Source organism: Spirosoma montaniterrae (assembly GCF_001988955.1).
Taxonomy (GTDB): Bacteria; Bacteroidota; Bacteroidia; order Cytophagales; family Spirosomataceae; genus Spirosoma; species Spirosoma montaniterrae.
Genome location: NZ_CP014263.1, coordinates 5,377,746 through 5,394,851, shown reverse-complemented (window position 1 = coordinate 5,394,851; position 17,106 = coordinate 5,377,746). Strand labels below are relative to the sequence as shown.

The 17,106-nt window shown below is 53.0% G+C and carries 17 protein-coding genes; 8 read left to right on the top strand and 9 right to left on the bottom strand.

Annotation, left to right across the window (positions count from 1 at the left end; genetic code table 11):
• Positions 1 to 10 precede the first annotated feature (10 nt).
• From AWR27_RS23180 to AWR27_RS23150, 7 genes are all read right to left on the bottom strand, one after another.
• Positions 11 to 3,115 carry an efflux RND transporter permease subunit gene (locus AWR27_RS23180; RefSeq protein ID WP_077133382.1) on the bottom strand — a complete coding sequence of 1,035 codons (3,105 nt, stop codon included), beginning with the start codon at positions 3,113 to 3,115 and terminating at the stop codon, positions 11 to 13.
• 15 nt (positions 3,116 to 3,130) lie between these two features.
• Positions 3,131 to 4,237, bottom strand: coding sequence for an efflux RND transporter periplasmic adaptor subunit (locus AWR27_RS23175; protein ID WP_083732948.1), 1,107 nt, complete (start codon positions 4,235 to 4,237; stop codon positions 3,131 to 3,133).
• Between the two features lie 29 nt (positions 4,238 to 4,266).
• A complete protein-coding gene (locus AWR27_RS23170; protein ID WP_077133381.1) occupies positions 4,267 to 5,571 on the bottom strand; it encodes a TolC family protein in 1,305 nt (434 codons plus the stop codon).
• A gap of 29 nt (positions 5,572 to 5,600) precedes the next feature.
• A complete protein-coding gene (locus AWR27_RS23165; protein ID WP_077133380.1) occupies positions 5,601 to 5,858 on the bottom strand; it encodes a hypothetical protein in 258 nt (85 codons plus the stop codon).
• An 84-nt stretch (positions 5,859 to 5,942) separates the two neighbouring features.
• Positions 5,943 to 7,310, bottom strand: a complete 1,368-nt coding sequence (locus AWR27_RS23160) for a sensor histidine kinase (protein ID WP_077133379.1) — start codon at positions 7,308 to 7,310, stop codon at positions 5,943 to 5,945.
• 6 nt (positions 7,311 to 7,316) lie between these two features.
• Entirely contained in the window at positions 7,317 to 7,985 is a 669-nt protein-coding gene (locus tag AWR27_RS23155) for a response regulator transcription factor (protein WP_077133378.1), read from the bottom strand.
• Between the two features lie 102 nt (positions 7,986 to 8,087).
• On the bottom strand, positions 8,088 to 9,194 hold the full coding sequence (locus AWR27_RS23150) for an App1 family protein (RefSeq protein WP_077134165.1): 1,107 nt from the start codon (positions 9,192 to 9,194) through the stop codon (positions 8,088 to 8,090).
• 88 nt (positions 9,195 to 9,282) lie between these two features.
• Between AWR27_RS23150 and AWR27_RS23145 the strand changes: the two genes are divergently transcribed.
• The 8 genes from AWR27_RS23145 (at position 9,283) to gldD (ending at position 14,261) form a co-directional block, all read left to right on the top strand.
• Positions 9,283 to 9,651, top strand: a complete 369-nt coding sequence (locus AWR27_RS23145; protein WP_077133377.1) for a Rid family detoxifying hydrolase — start codon at positions 9,283 to 9,285, stop codon at positions 9,649 to 9,651.
• An 83-nt stretch (positions 9,652 to 9,734) separates the two neighbouring features.
• The gene (gene gltX / locus AWR27_RS23140; RefSeq protein WP_077133376.1) at positions 9,735 to 11,276 is read left to right on the top strand and encodes a glutamate--tRNA ligase; all 1,542 of its coding nucleotides are present in this window, start codon (positions 9,735 to 9,737) and stop codon (positions 11,274 to 11,276) included.
• 18 nt (positions 11,277 to 11,294) lie between these two features.
• Positions 11,295 to 11,582: a hypothetical protein gene (locus AWR27_RS23135; protein ID WP_077133375.1), complete on the top strand. Its 288-nt coding sequence runs from the start codon at positions 11,295 to 11,297 to the stop codon at positions 11,580 to 11,582.
• A 146-nt stretch (positions 11,583 to 11,728) separates the two neighbouring features.
• On the top strand, positions 11,729 to 12,505 hold the full coding sequence (locus AWR27_RS23130; protein ID WP_077133374.1) for a TIGR00266 family protein: 777 nt from the start codon (positions 11,729 to 11,731) through the stop codon (positions 12,503 to 12,505).
• 99 nt (positions 12,506 to 12,604) lie between these two features.
• Positions 12,605 to 12,895, top strand: a complete 291-nt coding sequence (locus AWR27_RS23125; protein WP_077133373.1) for a hypothetical protein — start codon at positions 12,605 to 12,607, stop codon at positions 12,893 to 12,895.
• 104 nt (positions 12,896 to 12,999) lie between these two features.
• Positions 13,000 to 13,308 carry a hypothetical protein gene (locus AWR27_RS23120; protein WP_077133372.1) on the top strand — a complete coding sequence of 103 codons (309 nt, stop codon included), beginning with the start codon at positions 13,000 to 13,002 and terminating at the stop codon, positions 13,306 to 13,308.
• Positions 13,286 to 13,672 carry a hypothetical protein gene (locus tag AWR27_RS23115; RefSeq protein WP_077133371.1) on the top strand — a complete coding sequence of 129 codons (387 nt, stop codon included), beginning with the start codon at positions 13,286 to 13,288 and terminating at the stop codon, positions 13,670 to 13,672. The genes AWR27_RS23120 and AWR27_RS23115 overlap by 23 nt, the downstream gene beginning before the upstream one ends.
• A gap of 4 nt (positions 13,673 to 13,676) precedes the next feature.
• Positions 13,677 to 14,261, top strand: coding sequence for a gliding motility lipoprotein GldD (gene gldD / locus AWR27_RS23110; RefSeq protein ID WP_077133370.1), 585 nt, complete (start codon positions 13,677 to 13,679; stop codon positions 14,259 to 14,261).
• A gap of 31 nt (positions 14,262 to 14,292) precedes the next feature.
• On the opposite strand, the gene AWR27_RS23105 is transcribed toward gldD, so the two are convergent.
• Entirely contained in the window at positions 14,293 to 15,918 is a 1,626-nt protein-coding gene (locus tag AWR27_RS23105; RefSeq protein ID WP_077133369.1) for an acyl-CoA carboxylase subunit beta, read from the bottom strand.
• Between the two features lie 107 nt (positions 15,919 to 16,025).
• Positions 16,026 to 17,021, bottom strand: a complete 996-nt coding sequence (locus tag AWR27_RS23100) for an MlaD family protein (RefSeq protein WP_077133368.1) — start codon at positions 17,019 to 17,021, stop codon at positions 16,026 to 16,028.
• Positions 17,022 to 17,106 lie beyond the last annotated feature (85 nt).

Sequence of the window (17,106 nt, the reverse complement as noted above, 5' to 3'; positions counted from 1 at the left end):
GTACTATTTTCTATTGAATTGATCCGATTATGCGGCCCCGGTAGAATGCGTAGAACATCAGCGGAAACACGAGCAGGGTGAGCAGGGTGGCGGTTATCAGGCCACCGATAACCACAATAGCCAGCGGTCTGGACGTTTCGGAGCCGATACCCGTGGAAACGGCGGCTGGGATCAGTCCGATGGTAGCCATTAGGGCTGTCATCACTACGGGCCGAATGCGGGAGATGACGCCTTCCCGAATGGCGTCGTTCAGCAACAGCCGGTTGTGCAGGTTTTTCTTGAATACTGAAATCAGGATTACCCCGTTCTGGATGCAGATACCGAATAGGGCAATGAACCCGATACCCGCCGAAATACTGAAGTTGACGTGGGTTATGAGCAGGGCCGCAATACCGCCGATGATGGCAAACGGCACATTGAGCAACACCAGACCAGCGTCGCGGGCATTACCAAACAGCACGAACAGAATCAGGAAAATACCCAGCAAACTAATAGGCACTACCTGCTCAAGCCGGAGGGTGGCCCGTTGCTGATTCTCAAAATCGCCCGCCCACTTGACCGAGTAACCCGCCGGTAATCGGACGTGAGCCGCTACTTTTTGCTGCGCTTCGGCAACGGCCCCGCCCATATCGCGCCCCCGCACCGAAAACTTCACGGCACCATACCGCTGGTTGCCCTCGCGGTAAATCAGAATTGGGCCGGTCTGGGCGTAGATGCGGCCCAATTCCCGAATTGGTATCTGTGCCCCGTTCTGGGTTGGCACCATCAGGGCGGCCAGTTCGGTTTCGTCGGAGCGAAACGGTTTTTCGTACCGAATACGAAGGTCAAACTTACGTTCGCCTTCATAAATCTGGGTGGCTGCTTTGCCGCCAATTGCCATCTCGACCACTGCTTCAGCTTCGGCTTTGTTTACGCCGTAGAGGGCCAGTTTCTGCTCGTCCAGTTCGACCCGCAACTCTGGCTGACCGATGTTGCGGATAACGCCCAGGTCGCTGATACCCGATACGGTGGCTAACTGCTGCTGAATTTCGCCCGCTTTGCGCTCTAAGGTGTACAGGTCGGGGCCGTACACCTTCACGGCAATAGACCCCTTCACCCCCGATACCGCTTCGGCCACATTGTCCATGATGGGTTGCGAAAAGCTGAAATCAACGCCCGGAAATGCCCTTAACTTCGCCTGCATCTGCTCAATCAGTTGCGCTTTGGTAAGGCTGCGTTTCCAGTCTTCTTTGGGGAAGATGCTGACCAGAAATTCGACGTTATAAAAGCCCGTTGGGTCAGTGCCATCGTTGGGCCGCCCCGTTTGCGACACAACCCCCTTCACCTCAGGAAACTGATCGAAGATATGGCGCATCTGCGTAGTCAGCCGAACCGATTCGGGCAGTGATATGCTCATCGGCATCGAGGCCCGGATGTAGATTGAGCCTTCGTCCAGTTCCGGCAAAAACTCCGTACCGAGCAGGCTAAAGCCCGACAGCCCAACCACTACCAACACGGCTGCTGCGAGCAGGCTCATCCGCTTATGGGCAAACGTATAGCCAAAGGCGCGGGTGGCGTTGCGGGTAATGAAGGCGACAAACGGGTTGTGTTTCTCCCGTACATTGTGGCGAAGCAGAAAACTGGCGAGCACCGGCACCAGCGTCAGCGTAAAAATCAAGGCTCCCAGCAGGGCGAAACCCAGCGTCCAGGCCAGTGGAGAAAACATTTTGCCTTCCACCTGCTGAAACGAGAAAATAGGAATCAGGCAGGTGATGATAATGAGTTTGGAAAAGAAAATGGCCTTGCCCATCTCAACGCCGGTTTTTCGCAGAATGCCCAGCTTAGCCAGTTTATTGAATCTGGTCATCCCTTCCTTGTGTGCCAGTTCATCAAGTGTCACAAAGATTCCCTCGACCATCACCACAGCACCATCGACAATAATCCCGAAATCGATGGCACCCATCGACAGCAGGTTGGCCGACATGCCCTTGAGCCGCAGGCAAATGAAAGCAAACAGCAGAGCCAGTGGAATGATGATCGATACGGTGAGTGTGGTGCGCCAGTCGGCCATAAACAGAAACACAATGACCGTTACCAGCACAATTCCTTCCAGCAGGTTATGGGTGACGGTGTGCGTGGCAAAATGAATGAGCGTTTCGCGGTTATAGAACGTATCGAGCCGGACATCGGCGGGCAGAATGTTCGTGTTCAGTTCGTCGATTTTGGCTTTTACCCGTTCGATTACCTCGCTGGGGTTTTCGCCCTTCCGCATCACCACAATGCACTCTACTACGTCGTTCTGATTGTCGCGACCTGCCTGCCCCAGGCGCGGCAGGGCCGACTCGGCCACCTGCGCTACGTTACGGACCATAATGGGCGTACCGTTCACGTTTTTGATAACAATGTTGCCGATGTCCTGCTGGTTACGCAACAGCCCAATGCCGCGCACTACGTAGGCTTCAGAATTTTTCTCGATTACGTCGCCCCCCACGTTAACGTTGGCGTTGGCAACGGCCTGGTAGAGTTGAAGGGGTGTAATGTTGTAATCGAGCAGACGGTGCGGATTAACTGATATTTCGTAGGTTTTCACCTCCCCGCCGAAGCTTACCACGTCGGCTACGCCCGGTATGCTTTTCAGTTGCCGCTCAATGGTCCAGTCCTGGATGGTTTTCAGTTCACGGGCCGAGCGGGTGGGTGAGCGGAGCGTGTAGCGGAATATTTCGCCGGTCGGGCCGTAGGGTGGCTGCACGTCGGGCCGGATGCCATCGGGCAGATCAACGCTGCCAAGCAGGTTGTTGACCTGCTGTCGGGCAAAACTGTCATCGACCCCATCCTCGAACATAATCTTTACCACCGATAGCCCGAAAAGGGTAGTAGAGCGGATGTCCGTTTTCTTCTGTACGGGGTTCAGCCCGATTTCCAGTGGTATGGTCACGAACTTTTCAATCTCCTCTGCCGAGCGGCCAGGCCACTGCGTGATGAGGGTGATCTGTGTATTGGTTACGTCGGGGAAGGCTTCGATGGGCGTATGCTGGTAGCAGAACCAGCCAGCCACAACGGCCAATGCCGTCAGAAAGAACACGAAGAAGCGGTTTCTGAGCGAAAAGGAAATGATTGCTTTGATGAATGTCGTCATGGCGTGATTACCCGGTTAGTTGCTCAGTGCATTGTAAATGAGTAATCCGTTTTGTGATACCACCCGCTCACCCGCCTGTAGGCCGCTGGTCAGGTAGGTTCTATCACCAATAGTTTTGAAGACGTTCACCTCCCGCACCACCGGTTGCCCCTGCTGCGTAACGGCTACCACGAAGTTGCGGCTCTTGTCGAACAAAACTGCGTTGGCCGGAATAGCCACCCGCTGCTCGTGTCCGGCGTACTGTACGCTTACGTTGGCAAACATTTCAGGTTTGAGCGTGAAATCGGGGTTGGGCAGTGTGACGCGCACCCGGAGGGTCTTGCTGTCGGGATCGAGCATGTTGAATACCTTGTCGATTTTTCCCCGAAACACGCGGTCAGGATATGAGAGGGTGGTTATGGTTGCCTGATTGCCTACCTGGATATGCGACAGATCAGACTCATATACGTTGGCTATAACCCAGACCTGATCAAGATTTGAGATGGTGAACAGGTTTTCGGGGTCGTCGGAGCGGAGTTCCATACCGGGCGACGCGCTTTTTTCGACTACAAATCCGCTCATAGGGGCTTTAACGGCGTATGCCGACCCCGCACTGCCCATAATGCGCTGCCGTTCGCCCACGCGGGCCAGCTCGCCTTTGGCCGCCAGAAATTGCTCGCGGGCAGCCACTAAGTCGCGCTGCGAACTAAGCCCGGCTTTTGTCATGTCTTCAGCCACCTGTAGGTTTTTCTGCGCTACGGCTACCTGCCCGCGAGCCGCCACAGCCTGCTGCGAGAGGTCGGCCAGATCGCCGGAACGAAGCATAGCCAGCACCTGCCCTTTGCGTACGTAGTCGCCGAGGTCGGCCCTGACGGTTTCGATATGTCCGCCTACCAGCGGAAATACTTTGACTATCCGGTCCTGGTTGAAGGTGATTTTACCCGTCAGCGCAATCTCGTCGGCAACGGGGGCCAAGCGGGCCGTGTCGATACGGGCATTTGCCAGCAGATTCACGGTTGGCTTGTCGGTCTGCGCCGACTGATCTGATCTGGCCGTCGACTGACACCCGGCCAAAACACCTGTTAGTAGGGCAAGAGTTGCCCAGACCATCCGAATCAGGTATGCATGAATATGCTTGTTCATAACGAATCAGGTTATTGATTTACAGCAGGTTATTTTGCGACTAAGACATTGGCTCCCACGGCAAAATTGAGTGCTTCGAGGCTCTGTTGTCGGTCGTTCTGTAGTTGATTGTACTGAATCTGGCTGTTTTTGTAGGAATCGAAAAAGTCCAGAAACTCCACTACATCGATATTTTGCTTGCGGTAGTTGGTAATCACGCCTTCGATTAGCCGGGCAAAATCGGCGTTGAAGCGATTATCGAAGGTGTAGTAAAGCTGTTCGGTTTGCAGCGCTTTTTCGTATGCCCGCTGTACCTCGCCCTCTACCTGCAACTGATAGGCCCGGCTCAATTGCTGACTACTCTGGGTACGGATGGCTGCCGCCTTAATGTTGCCCTGATTTCTGTTGAAAAACGGCAGGCTGCTCCCCACACCAATCCCAAAATAGTTGGGAATGAAGCCCGCATTACGGTCGTAAGTCCCCTGAAGCGTCAGATCGGGCACGGCCAGTGCTTTTTGCAGAATCAGGTTCTGTTGTTCCAGTTTAACCCCGTCGCGAAAGGCTTTCAGGTCGAATCGGCTTTTTTCGGCGGTCTGATACAAGTCGCTTACGTTGAGCCGGGCTACGGTCGCCGAATCGGTTGCTGCGGTTTCGCCGACCGTTGGCTGTATGGCTATGGTTGGGGACACGTTGAGCAGCACTGTCAGATCAGCATTAGCATCGGCAACCCGGCGAAGAAATTGTTGCTGTTCGGTAGTCAGGTTGAATAGGTATGCTTTCAGGCGGGCAAGGTCTTTCAGTGGTATGTTGCCTTTATCGTACTGTTGCTTAAACAGGTTCACCGTCTGGCGTAACGTACTGATTTCCTGTCCATACACACCGAGAGCCTGCCGGGCATAGTAGAGATCGTAGAACGTAGACCGTACCTGATATGTCAGCGTTCGGATAAGGTCATAAAAGCGGTCGGCGGCTAAGGTTGTCTGCTGGCGGGCAATAGCTAACTGCTTGTTTCGCTTCCCTGCCAGCAGCAGCAGTTGCTGCACCTGCACTACCTGCTCGGAGTTGGTTCTCCGAAACGGCATAAACTCTCCCGTTTGGTGGTTATAAGGCATTTGTTCTACATAAATGGTGGGATTGTTGATTAGCCGAGCCTGGTATTCATAGGCTTGATTTTCACTGATACCGGCCTGAGAGGCAAGCAATTGCAGGTTCCCCGAACGAAACTGTGCTTCGGCCTGAGCCAGAGTCAGCGTCAGGGTATCAGCAGGAGAAGCGGCTTCAGCCTGACGCCGTTGCCCCAGCAACAGAGTACCGGTCAGCAGCAACCCGAAGACGAAAAAGTGGCAGCGGTTCATTACTGTATCTTAGAATCAGGTTAATGGCTTTAGCGACGGGCATGGGGTTTCATCAGGGAGCCGGGTGGCGAGGTCAGCGGCAGACTGTCTTTGTGGGTATTGTGCCGTCGATGCACAGCCATACCTTCGGCGATGGCCGTTTGACCCGTATTTTTCGATTCTGCTGGCAGAATACCAGCCGTTTGTCTATTTCGCTCATTGAGCTGATATAGATTCAGTAGCAGTGAGCCGGCTAACCCCAGCAGTAAACCCGCCGGAAGGATATTGAAAGGGCGTTGGGTTTTCATGGCAACAGGTTCTTTTGTGCGTGTAATGCCCCAAAAGTCAGTTGGCCGATTAAAAACGAGATGAGAACAATATGAGATTGTATATCACGCAGCGGGCAGAGCAGGCAACTCAATATGAACGGTTGTGCCTACGTCCGGGCTGGATTCAATCTGAATACTTCCGTGATGCAGCGTGATAAGCTGCTTTGTAATAGCCAGCCCTACACCAAAGCCCTGCACCCCCGCCACATTGTGCCCCCGCACTAAAGGGCTAAAAACGTGCGGCAGGTCATCGCTGGTAATGCCACGCCCCTGATCAGTTACCTGAATAGTATATCGGTCGGCGTCAGTTAACTTTTCCAGCACTACGCGCACCGATGCCTCTGAATACTTGCAGGCATTGTCGAGAATGTTCGCGAAAGCGGTGGTTAGCAGTAACTGATTTCCAGTTACGATGTAATAATCGTCGGATAAGGTGCCAAACGACAGGTTGATTTGCCGTCCGGCATATTTCTGTTGCACCTGGGCAATGGCGTCGAGCAGGCACTCATCGAGCCGAATGGGTGCCATTGTGGTGGAGCTACCCGATGCTTTTGCTAAATTAAGTAAGCTATTCGTCAGTTGAATTAGCTTTCTGATTTCGTCTATAGCACTGCGCATACTCTGCCGCCATTGGGCCGGGTCGGTATCGTAGGTCAGTGAGATGTCGAGCGTACCCAGTACGTTGGTTAGGGGTGTTCGCAGTTCATGCGATGCGTGGGCTACAAACTGCCGCTGACTCTCAAATGCCCGCTCCAGTTCTCCCAGCAAGCCGTTGAAGGTGATAGCCAGTTGAGCGATCTCATCGCGCCGGTTGCCTTCGTTGACACGGGTATGGAGGTGGTTGGCCGATACTTCACGAACGGTCTGGGCCATATCGGCAAGGGGCTGCAAAAATCGCCCGGATACGTACCAGCCAGCCAGCAGAATGAGCGCGAAGCCACCGAGGTTGCCAATCAGAATAATGAGCAGCAGGTTTTCGCGTTTGGAGCGGCCCAGCCCGTCGTAGCCTGTCACAAAAACGTAATATGGCTGGGTTCCCTGACGAAACACCACGCCAACGCCTTCAGCTTTATCAATAGTGAAGGCCACCACCGGCTGTTTCGTCAAGGTCGGCAGCAATGACCGTTCTTTATGTTCATAAGAAGCATTCTGGTTATCGAACAGGGGGCGGAACTGGCGATCATAAATACTGATCTGCTCATCAGTAAGGGTGAGCAAGTCGCTGGCCCGCACACGCGCACTAAGCAAATGGGCCACATCCTGTCGCCCAATCAGCACGCGCCCGAATACCTGCGCCTTAGCCCGCAGTTGCCCATAAAACTCCTGCCGACGGTATACCGAATAGAATGAGTAAACAAAAGCGGAGAACGTAAACTGAATGGCCAGCACCAGAATCGTAAACAGCAGCGTCAGTTTATTCCGAATAAGCATGACCAGTTATTCACGAAGTACGTATCCCATACCCACTACCGTATGCACGAGTTTAGGCGTAAAATCCCGGTCGATTTTACGGCGCAGGTAGCCAATGTACACATCAATGACATTAGTATTCGTATCAAAATTGACGTCCCATACCCGCTCCGCAATATCGACGCGTGAAATAATCCGGCCCTGGTTGCGCAGCAGGTATTCCAGCAATGCGTATTCGCGGGTGGTAAGGTCAATGCGTTTGCCCGCCCGCGTAACTATTTTAGATTCAGGATTCAGCACCAGGTCGGCCAACTGGAGGGATCGCTGCGGAGCGGTATGGTGCCGACGGGTAAGTGCCTGAGTACGTAGCCACAACTCGCGGAACTCAAAGGGCTTACTCAGGTAATCATCAGCTCCGGCACCGAAGCCTTCGGCCTTGTCGTCTAAACTATCCAGAGCGGTCAGCATCAGGATAGGAATCTCCGTATTATGCTGCCTGATTTGCCGACACAACTCAAACCCGTTGATATGTGGCATATTCACGTCGAGGATAATTACATCGTAAGGTTGCTTGTTGAACATAGCCCGACCCGTCTGCCCATCGTAAGCTACCACTACCTCGCAGGCTTCAGCTTCAAAGCCTTTGCGGACAAACGATGCCAGCTTTGGATCATCTTCAACAACCAGTATCTTCATTCTTTTCCCTGTCGGTTCACTTGCCTTTATTTTCTAAATATAGAAGCTGTTTAGGAATTTTAAAAGCTGCTACCGTCAATTGACAAGGTTTAGCCAGCAGCATCACTCCTCATCGGCTTGCCGGTCAGCGCGGATTTCGGGCAGCGTGTCGGGGTCAATCAGGCCAAGCTGGGCGGCATGTTCGGCGGCAGCAACGGTATCAGGCACCAGCAGCATCGGCACGTTTTGCGCATCAGCAGCCCGAATTAGTTCGCGCACGGCCTCGTCGCGCCGATCTTTCGCCGTTACGTCGCGGATGTAGATGGCCCGGATACGACCCGGATTTTCCTTTACTACCTGCGTATAAATTTCGGGGTCCTGTTGCCCACTATCGCCAATCAGCACGAACGCCAGTTGCGGATTCACGTCCAGCACCTTCCGAATCATCGCCAGTTTGTGCGTGTGGTGCCCCCCCGACGACAGCAGTTCGCGATTCAGGCCAAAGTCACGCAACAGCAATGGCCCTTTTGGCACGCCTTGGATACGGAAAAAATCGACCAGCAGATCATACAAATTCCACGGACTACTCGACACGTAATAAATTGGGTTAAAGAGGGTTGTGATCGGCCCGCTCTGCAACGCCCGGTAAAACGCAGCCACACCACCAAACGGCAGACGGGTGTAGGCATTGCCCAAAAACGTAAGTTTCGCCGTTTGCACCAAGCTCGTGGCTCCCGTTACCAAAACAGTATCATCAATATCGGAGATAACGCCAAACTGACTAAACGGGGGTGACACCATCAGATGCCCATCTTTCACGACAGGTTCGCCCGTGACCGGTTGCATGATGCCGTTGAGTGCATACCGCACCGGAAACCATACCCGACCGGGATATGCTGCCAACAGGTCGTTGGGCGGGTTAATTGTCACCTCAAAATAGCCTTCGCTATCCGTCACGGTGGTGTGTGTTTGTCCAAATGCTTCGACGCTCACCGTTACGCCCGGCACTTCATCGCTTTCAAAACGCTGATACGTTGCCAGCAGATTCTCGATAAACGTGTCGTTGTCGGAAGGCGTACTGAGGTCGCGCTCACGCAGCACGCGGCCTTTGAGCCACACCGCCGTTGGTGAACCAAAACCCCGGTAATACACAATTTTATAAGGCTTGTGGGCATCGAGACGGCCCAGCAGCCGGTTTTTCAGTCGCTCGAAGGTAGATTGATCGGTCATGACGCAGAAATCGGAAACATGAAGTTGGTACAGGCTGTTTCGGGTAAGCCGCACTTTGGTGGTAACTTTGCACGATATAGTAAAAACCATGAGCAAGCAAATTGTTTACACCGAACAGGCTCCCGCGCCTATCGGTCCGTATAGTCAGGCAGTAAAAGCCAACAACACACTGTACGTTTCGGGTCAGGTAGCTATTGAACTGGCCCCGCTGGGCGACATCCGGGCCGAGACGCAAAAGGTAATGGAAAACATCGGAGCCATTCTCAAAGCCGCCGACATGGATTATGCCAACATCGTGAAAGCCAGCATTTTTGTGAAAGACATGAACAACTTCTCGGCCATCAACGAGGTATACGGCCAGTTTTTCAGCCAAAACCCACCGGCTCGCGAAACGGTTGAAGTGGCCCGCCTGCCCAAAGACGTCAATGTTGAAATTTCAGTGATAGCCATTTTTTGAATGATTGAGTAGTTGACTGATTGAATGAGGTGGTTCAGGTCTTCATTCAATCAGTCAATCATTCAGTCATTGAACCATTTCCTATGCAAAACTCTGTTCGCGTTCGTTTCGCGCCCAGCCCTACCGGCCCGCTGCACATTGGCGGGGTGCGAACGGCACTATACAATTACCTGTTCGCCCGCAAGATGGGCGGAAAAATGCTCCTCCGCATCGAAGACACCGATCAGAATCGGTTTGTGCCGGGAGCCGAAGAGTACATCATTGAAAGCCTGCGCTGGGCTGGTATTCAGATTGATGAAGGGCAAGGCGTTGGCGGTGACAACGGGCCATACCGCCAGTCGGAACGGCGCGAGATTTATCAGAAAGAAGCACAGCGGTTGGTCGACGAAGGCAAAGCGTATTACGCCTTCGATACTGCCGACGAACTCGATGCCATGCGTGCCCGGCTCGAAGCAGCCAACGCGCCCGCTGCTCAGTACAATGCCATCACGCGGATGCAAATGCGCAACTCACTGACAATGAAAGCCGATGAGGTCAGCAGCCGCATCGACGCTGGTGAGCCGTATGTGATTCGGCTCAAAACGCCACGCAAAGAAGAAGTACGGCTCAACGACATCATCCGGGGGTGGGTAAACGTGCATTCGTCGGCTATCGACGACAAGATTCTGCTGAAGTCCGACGGCCTGCCGACCTACCATCTCGCCAATATCGTTGACGATCATCTGATGGGCATCACCCACGTAATTCGTGGAGAAGAGTGGTTGCCCTCGGCTCCGCTGCACGTGCTGCTGTACCGCTACCTCGGCTGGGAAAGCACGATGCCACAGTTTGCCCACCTGCCGCTGCTGCTCAAACCCGAAGGCAATGGCAAACTCAGCAAACGCGATGCCGATGTCGGCGGCTTCCCTATTTTCCCGCTCGAATGGACAGATCCCCAAACGGGCACGGTGGCGCGGGGCTTTCGCGAAGAAGGCTACCTCCCCGAAGCAACGGTCAACTTTCTGGCTCTGCTGGGCTGGAACCCCGGCACCGAGCAGGAACTGTTTACGATGGACGAACTAATTGCCAGTTTCGATCTGGCCCAGGTGCATAAAGCCGGGGCGCGGTTCGACATTCAGAAGGCGCAATGGTTCAACCAACAGTATATTCGGCAACGGCCCGATGCCGAACTGGCCCCAACCGTACAGCAACAGGCCGAAGCCGCCGGTTACGACTGCCCACTCGAACGGGCCGAAAAAATCGTGTCGCTGCTGAAAGGCCGCGTTAGTTTCGCCCGCGAAATTTTCGATGAAGCCAGTACAATTTTTAACGCGCCGACTTCGTATGATGAAACCGTGGCAACCGCCAAGTGGAACGCCGACGCCGTGCGGGCAGTAACGGCCTTCCGCGACGCGCTGCAACGCTATAGCGGCCTGTTTGTGGCCGACGACATCAAACATCTACTGTCTGATACGCTTACACAGGCAGGCATCAAGCAGGGCAAAATCATGCAGGCTATGCGGCTGGCCCTCACAGGCGTTGGTGCCGGCCCTGACCTGATGCTGACGCTCGAAATTATCGGTAAAGCCGAAACAATGGCCCGACTGGAACAGGCACTCGAAACACTGAAGACACCGGTCAGTTAACCCAAAAAGACCAGAGATATGGCAAAGAAAAAATCACCCGACGAAAACGACAAGCCACGCGTTCACAAAGAACTCGAAGGCTTTGACATTCAGATCAACTCGTTCGGCGAAATCACGACGAGTTTCGATATCGACAAAATCAACCAGTTTCTGAACAAAACCGTCGATGACAAAAAACTGCGTCATCGCACGGATTTGAATCTCAAAGGCGAAACACCTCCCGACGAATCCGACGAGCAGGAGCAGGCGGAGGATGAGGAATTAAACATAGACGGTGATTTGAATCTGGACGACGAGAAGCCCTGACGCCCGACCCGCCAAAACGCCCGGTCGGGCTTTTTTTTAGCCGTTAGTACGAAAACCGATTCACCCATTTTTCCAAAAATCGTAGCTTTCGCCCACTGTTCTATTCCTGGCTGGTGCGCCAGTCTGGTACTAACTACTTACTGATTATGTATTCTCACGAGATCGATTACAAAATTATTGGCGAAGACATTCAGATCGTTGAAATTGAACTCGACCCCAACGAGACTGTCATTGCCGAGGCCGGTTCCATGCTCTATATGGAAGACGGAATCCAGTTTGAAACCAAAATGGGCGACGGCTCACAGCCCGACCAGGGTTTTATGGGCAAGCTTCTGCAGGCCGGCTCACGGCTGGTCACGGGCGAGTCGTTGTTCATGACACACTTTACCAATCGGGGCGTTGGCAAGCGAAAAGTCACGTTCTCGGCCCCCTACCCCGGCACTGTGAAACCCATTAATCTTTCCAGCGTTTACGGCAATACGCTCATTGTGCAAAAAGACTCGTTTCTCTGCGCGGCTCTCGGCACCAAAATGAGCATTCATTTGAATCAACGCATTGGCGCGGGCTTCTTTGGGGGCGAGGGATTTATTCTTCAAAAAATTCAGGGCGATGGCCTGGCCTTCATTCATGCCGGGGGCGTGGTAATTGAACGCACCCTGAACAACGAAATGCTAAGGGTCGATACAGGCTGTGTCGTAGGTTTTGAACCCAGTATCAACTTCGACATTCAGCGGTCAGGAGGTCTGAAAAGCATGATTTTCGGCGGAGAAGGGCTATTCTTGGCTACGCTGCGTGGTTCGGGCAAAGTATGGATTCAGAGTATGCCGATTTCCAAACTCGTACAGCGGCTGTCGGTCGGGAGTGTTCAATCACACAAAGAAGGCGGCTCGGTACTGGGTCAGTTAGGCGGGCTGCTGGACTGAACAAAGTTTTAATGAAAAATGTATAGTGAAAAATGAATAATGTTCTTTCACTTACGTCATTATTCATTTTTCACTATACATTTTTCATTACCGAAGGGCATGGAAGTTATTTGCATAAACGACAATTTTCCGGCTGAGGTGCTGGCTTTTTATGCCGAATATGGCGTACAAACGCCTAAGCGCGATCAGCTCTACAGCATCCGGCAGGTGAAACGCCACACTACCGGCGACACGGGCGTGCTGCTCAATGAGATCCAAAACCCCGACGTGCCCGTAAAACACCCCGTGCTGGGCGTACAATGGTTTGAGCCGACGTTCAACATCAACCGCTTTGCTACACTGCTCGGTCAGCCCGTGCGGCAGGAAGAACTGGAAGATGTGAAAGTTTGACATCATCGCATTAAATTTTACGTAAACCTGCTCTATGTCATCAGGGCAGGTTTTTACTTGTCTATTTTTACCAATAATCATCAACTTAACTAATAAACTCAACTATGAAAACGCGTTCAACTTTGATCTTTTTGTCGGTTTTTATTGGTTCGTTTGCCAGCTTCGGGCAGGACTCTACGCAAACAAAAACACTGGTTGGATTGAGAATAGGAGTGGAAGCACCCCTGATGCGTAACAGCAGTTTGCAGACTATTCAGGATAAGCTGCTCCAGACCAACGTCGATGCCGATGGTGTGGGCGATACGTTCGGCAACTTTGTGATTTCGTTTGTACGCGACGGTCGCCGTAATACAAGCGAAACGCGCTTTGTCGGCACACTAACGGGCGAAGATGGGCCACACATTGGGTTATGACATCATGTGGTATCGGCTGGCACTATTGCCCGTTCAGCGCAACAATGTACCATTGGCTACGGTCGTTAATAATCCGGCCACGTTTTCAGTTACTAACCTGCACCAGGGGTTCAATTTGAATTTGCACGGTGCTATTGGAGCCGATGTTCGGCTTTATTGGTTAAGAAAGGTTTATGAAGAAATCCGGTTGGGTGGGCGCGTTGGTTATCAGTTGCCGTTTCTGCTTACGGACAGAAAATGGGCATTGAATGATGGTTCCGTAGCTGATTTGCCCAGCTTCCAGCCCCGCCTGTTGTATTACCAGTTTGGCCTGACGTTTTTTGCCAAAAAACGTGACCGCTTCCGCGACACGCCGTTTAATTGAGGTTATGATGAGAATTTTTCTGTTTCCTGTTGTGCTTTTGCTTACTGCCTGCGGTAGCGAATCGGCCACTACTTACATTCCCAAGCCGAAAGGCTACCCCCGGCTCGATTTGCCCGCGCACCAGTATGTGCCGTTGCCGCCCGTGCATCCGTATCAGTTTGAGTATAACAAGATAGCTCAGCTTCGACCCGATTCGTTTGCCCGCTCGGAACCGCATTGGATTTTTATCCATTATCCAAAATTTCAGGCAAGTGTCCAGTTGACCTACAAGCCCGTTGGCAACGACGAGAACCGGCTGCGGGCCATGCTCGAAGATTCATACAAATTAGCCGCCCGACACAATATAAAAGCGTATTCGATTGAGCAGCGTACCATCCGGCTCAAATCGGGGCTGGAAGCAAGCCTGATCGACCTGTCGGGTGAGGTGCCGAGCCAAGTGCAGTTCGTGGTAACGGATTCTACGAAACACTTTCTTCGCGGGGCGTTGTATTTCAACACAGCCACACAGAACGACTCGCTCCAGCCTGTTATTCAGTACATTCGGAAAGATGTACTGCATCTACTTCAAACGCTCAAATGGCGAAACTGATTGACTTACGACGCATAAGCCACTGCCCTTGCTACGTCTGAATCACGCCGACAGAATACGGTTTTGTAATAGGCGCGTGATTGGCGGCAGCGATACCTTCCGAAAGAATTTGTCGGGTGTCGAGGGGGTCAATTACGGCATCGACCCACAGGCGGGCGGCTGCATAATAAGGTGATAGCTGGGCGTTGTACTGGTCGGTGATTTTCTGTAACAAGGCTTGTTCGGCATCGGGCGTAATCACTTCGCCTTTGGCTTTCAACGAAGCTACCTGAATCTGCACCAGCGTTTTAGCGGCAGAGGCTCCGCTCATTACGGCCATTTGCGCCGTGGGCCAGGCCAGCATCAGGCGCGGGTCATAGGCTTTGCCGCACATGGCGTAGTTGCCCGCACCGTAGCTGTTGCCCACCACCACCGTAAATTTGGGTACTACTGAGTTTGCCATCGCACTCACCATCTTGGCTCCGTCTTTGATAATACCCCCCTGCTCGGCCCGGCTCCCGACCATAAAGCCCGATACGTCCTGCAAAAACACCAGCGGTATCCGTTTCTGATTGCAGTTCATAATAAACCGGGCGGCTTTGTCAGCAGCATCGCCATAGATAACGCCCCCCATCTGCATTTCGGCGGGTCGGTCCGGCGTTCCGGGTCCGGTGCGGCCCTTCGCTTTTACGACCTTACGCTGATTCGCCACAATACCGACCGCCCAACCGTCGATGCGGGCATAGCCACAGAGTAACGACTGCCCGTAGCCGGGTTTATAAACATCGAATTCAGAGCTATCCACAAGTCTATCCACAATCTCACGCATGTCGTAGGGTTTGGTGCGGTCGAGGGGCAGAAGCTGATGAATTTCGGCGGTGTCTTTGGCGGGTAGAGCCGGTTGAACGCGGTCGAAACCGGCAGTATCGGCACGGCCCAGTTTATCGAACATGCGTTTGATAGCATCCAGGCAGCTTCTATCATCGGGATAGCGATTATCAACTACCCCAGAAATGTCGGTATGCGTGATAGCTCCGCCGAGGGTTTCGGCATCAACGTCTTCGCCGATGCTGGCTTTTACGAGGTAAGGCCCAGCCAGAAAAATACTGCCCGTGCCTTCTACAATCAGGCTTTCGTCGGACATAATGGGCAGATACGCCCCGCCCGCCACACAACTACCCATAATGGCAGCCACCTGAAAAATGCCCATTGCCGACAGTTGCGCGTTGTTGCGGAAAGTACGGCCAAAGTGCTCTTTATCGGCAAACACTTCGTTTTGCAACGGCAAATACACACCCGCGCTATCGACCAAGTAAATAACAGGCAGGCGGTTTTCCATCGCGATTTCCTGCGCCCGGAGATTTTTTTTAGCCGTAATCGGGAACCATGCCCCGGCCTTTACGGTCGCGTCGTTGGCAACGATAACGCATTGCCGCCCCGACACATAGCCAATACCCACCACAACGCCCCCCGATGGGCAACCGCCATGTTCGTCGTATAATCCTTCGCCCGCAAAAAGACCAATTTCAACGAACGGTTTTTCAGAATCGGTCAGGTAATCGATGCGTTCGCGGGCGGTTAGTTTGCCTTTCTTGTGTTGATCGTCAATGCGTTTTGGTCCACCACCGAGTTTAGTCTGAGCAGTGCGGGTCTGTAGTTCGTCAAGAAAGATTTGCATATTGTGGTTTTGTGTGCTGAACGGTATGGTGTAAACGGAAGCCGGCACATAGAGCCTGTATATATTGACGGATGATGTTGTTCGCTGGCGCGAGCACTCGCTGCTGGTCACTGCACCGAATCAGCCGTTATGGTTGCCGATACTACGGTGGTGCTGCCAGCTTTAGCAGGGTCGGCTTTTTTGTCTTTGCGGCCAAAGAGTGAGAAATGCACGTACCGTTTTGGGTTCTCGCGCAGGTCGGTCAGGAGCTTTTCGAGGCTGGCCGTGGTGGCGTTTACGTTCGTGTACAATTGCTCGTCGGAGGTGAGTTTACCCAGCGAACCGCGCCCCTGCTGAATGCCTGCCAACAGTTTTTGCAGATTATCGACGGTTTTATTGACGTTGCCCAGCGTTTGTTTGAGTTGCAGACTTTGCAGCGAATCGGCCAGATTATCGGCTTTTGCCAGAATGGGTTTCAACTGCTTTTCTGTTTCGATCAACGACGCCGACAGTCGGTTTACGTTGGCGAGCGTCGCCTTCAGGCCAGCCCGGTTTTCGGCAATGGTCAGGTCGAGCGTACCAACGGCGGCATTGGCAGTCGTGAGGGTTCTGTTCAGCACAAGCCCCGTCTGGTCGAACTGCTTCACAATCTTGTTCAACTGATACGTCAGCGAATCGACGTTTGCCAGTACGGGCAACGTTTTTTCCCGAACCAGATTGGCAATGCCCGTTTCTTTCGTTGCGATAAGCATACCGCCATCCTTAAGCTGGGGCTTACCGGGGGCCACAGCCAACCGGATCGACTTGCCGCCCAGCAGTCCATCGTCGGCCAAAATAGCCTGCGTTCCCTGCGTTACGACGATTTCTTTTTTCAATTCGAGCGTAACGAGCAGTTTGTTGTTCTGATCCTGCAAAATATCGATGCTCTTTACCTGCCCGACTACCAGACCATTGATTCGGACCGGGTTTGAGGCTGTCAGGCCGTCGATGTTATCATAAACGACCTTGTATTTGCTCGTTGACGAGAAAAAATCGGAGCCTTTGAGGAAGTTGAATCCGAAATACAGCATCAGCAGCGCAACAACGCCCAACAGGCCAACTTTTACTTCCTGAGAAATTTTCATGTGTGTTTGAGGGAACGCCCGGCGGACGCAACAACCCGTCTGGTTGACCGTATAACTCTGTTTCGGCTCAGTTTGTGCCAAAGAA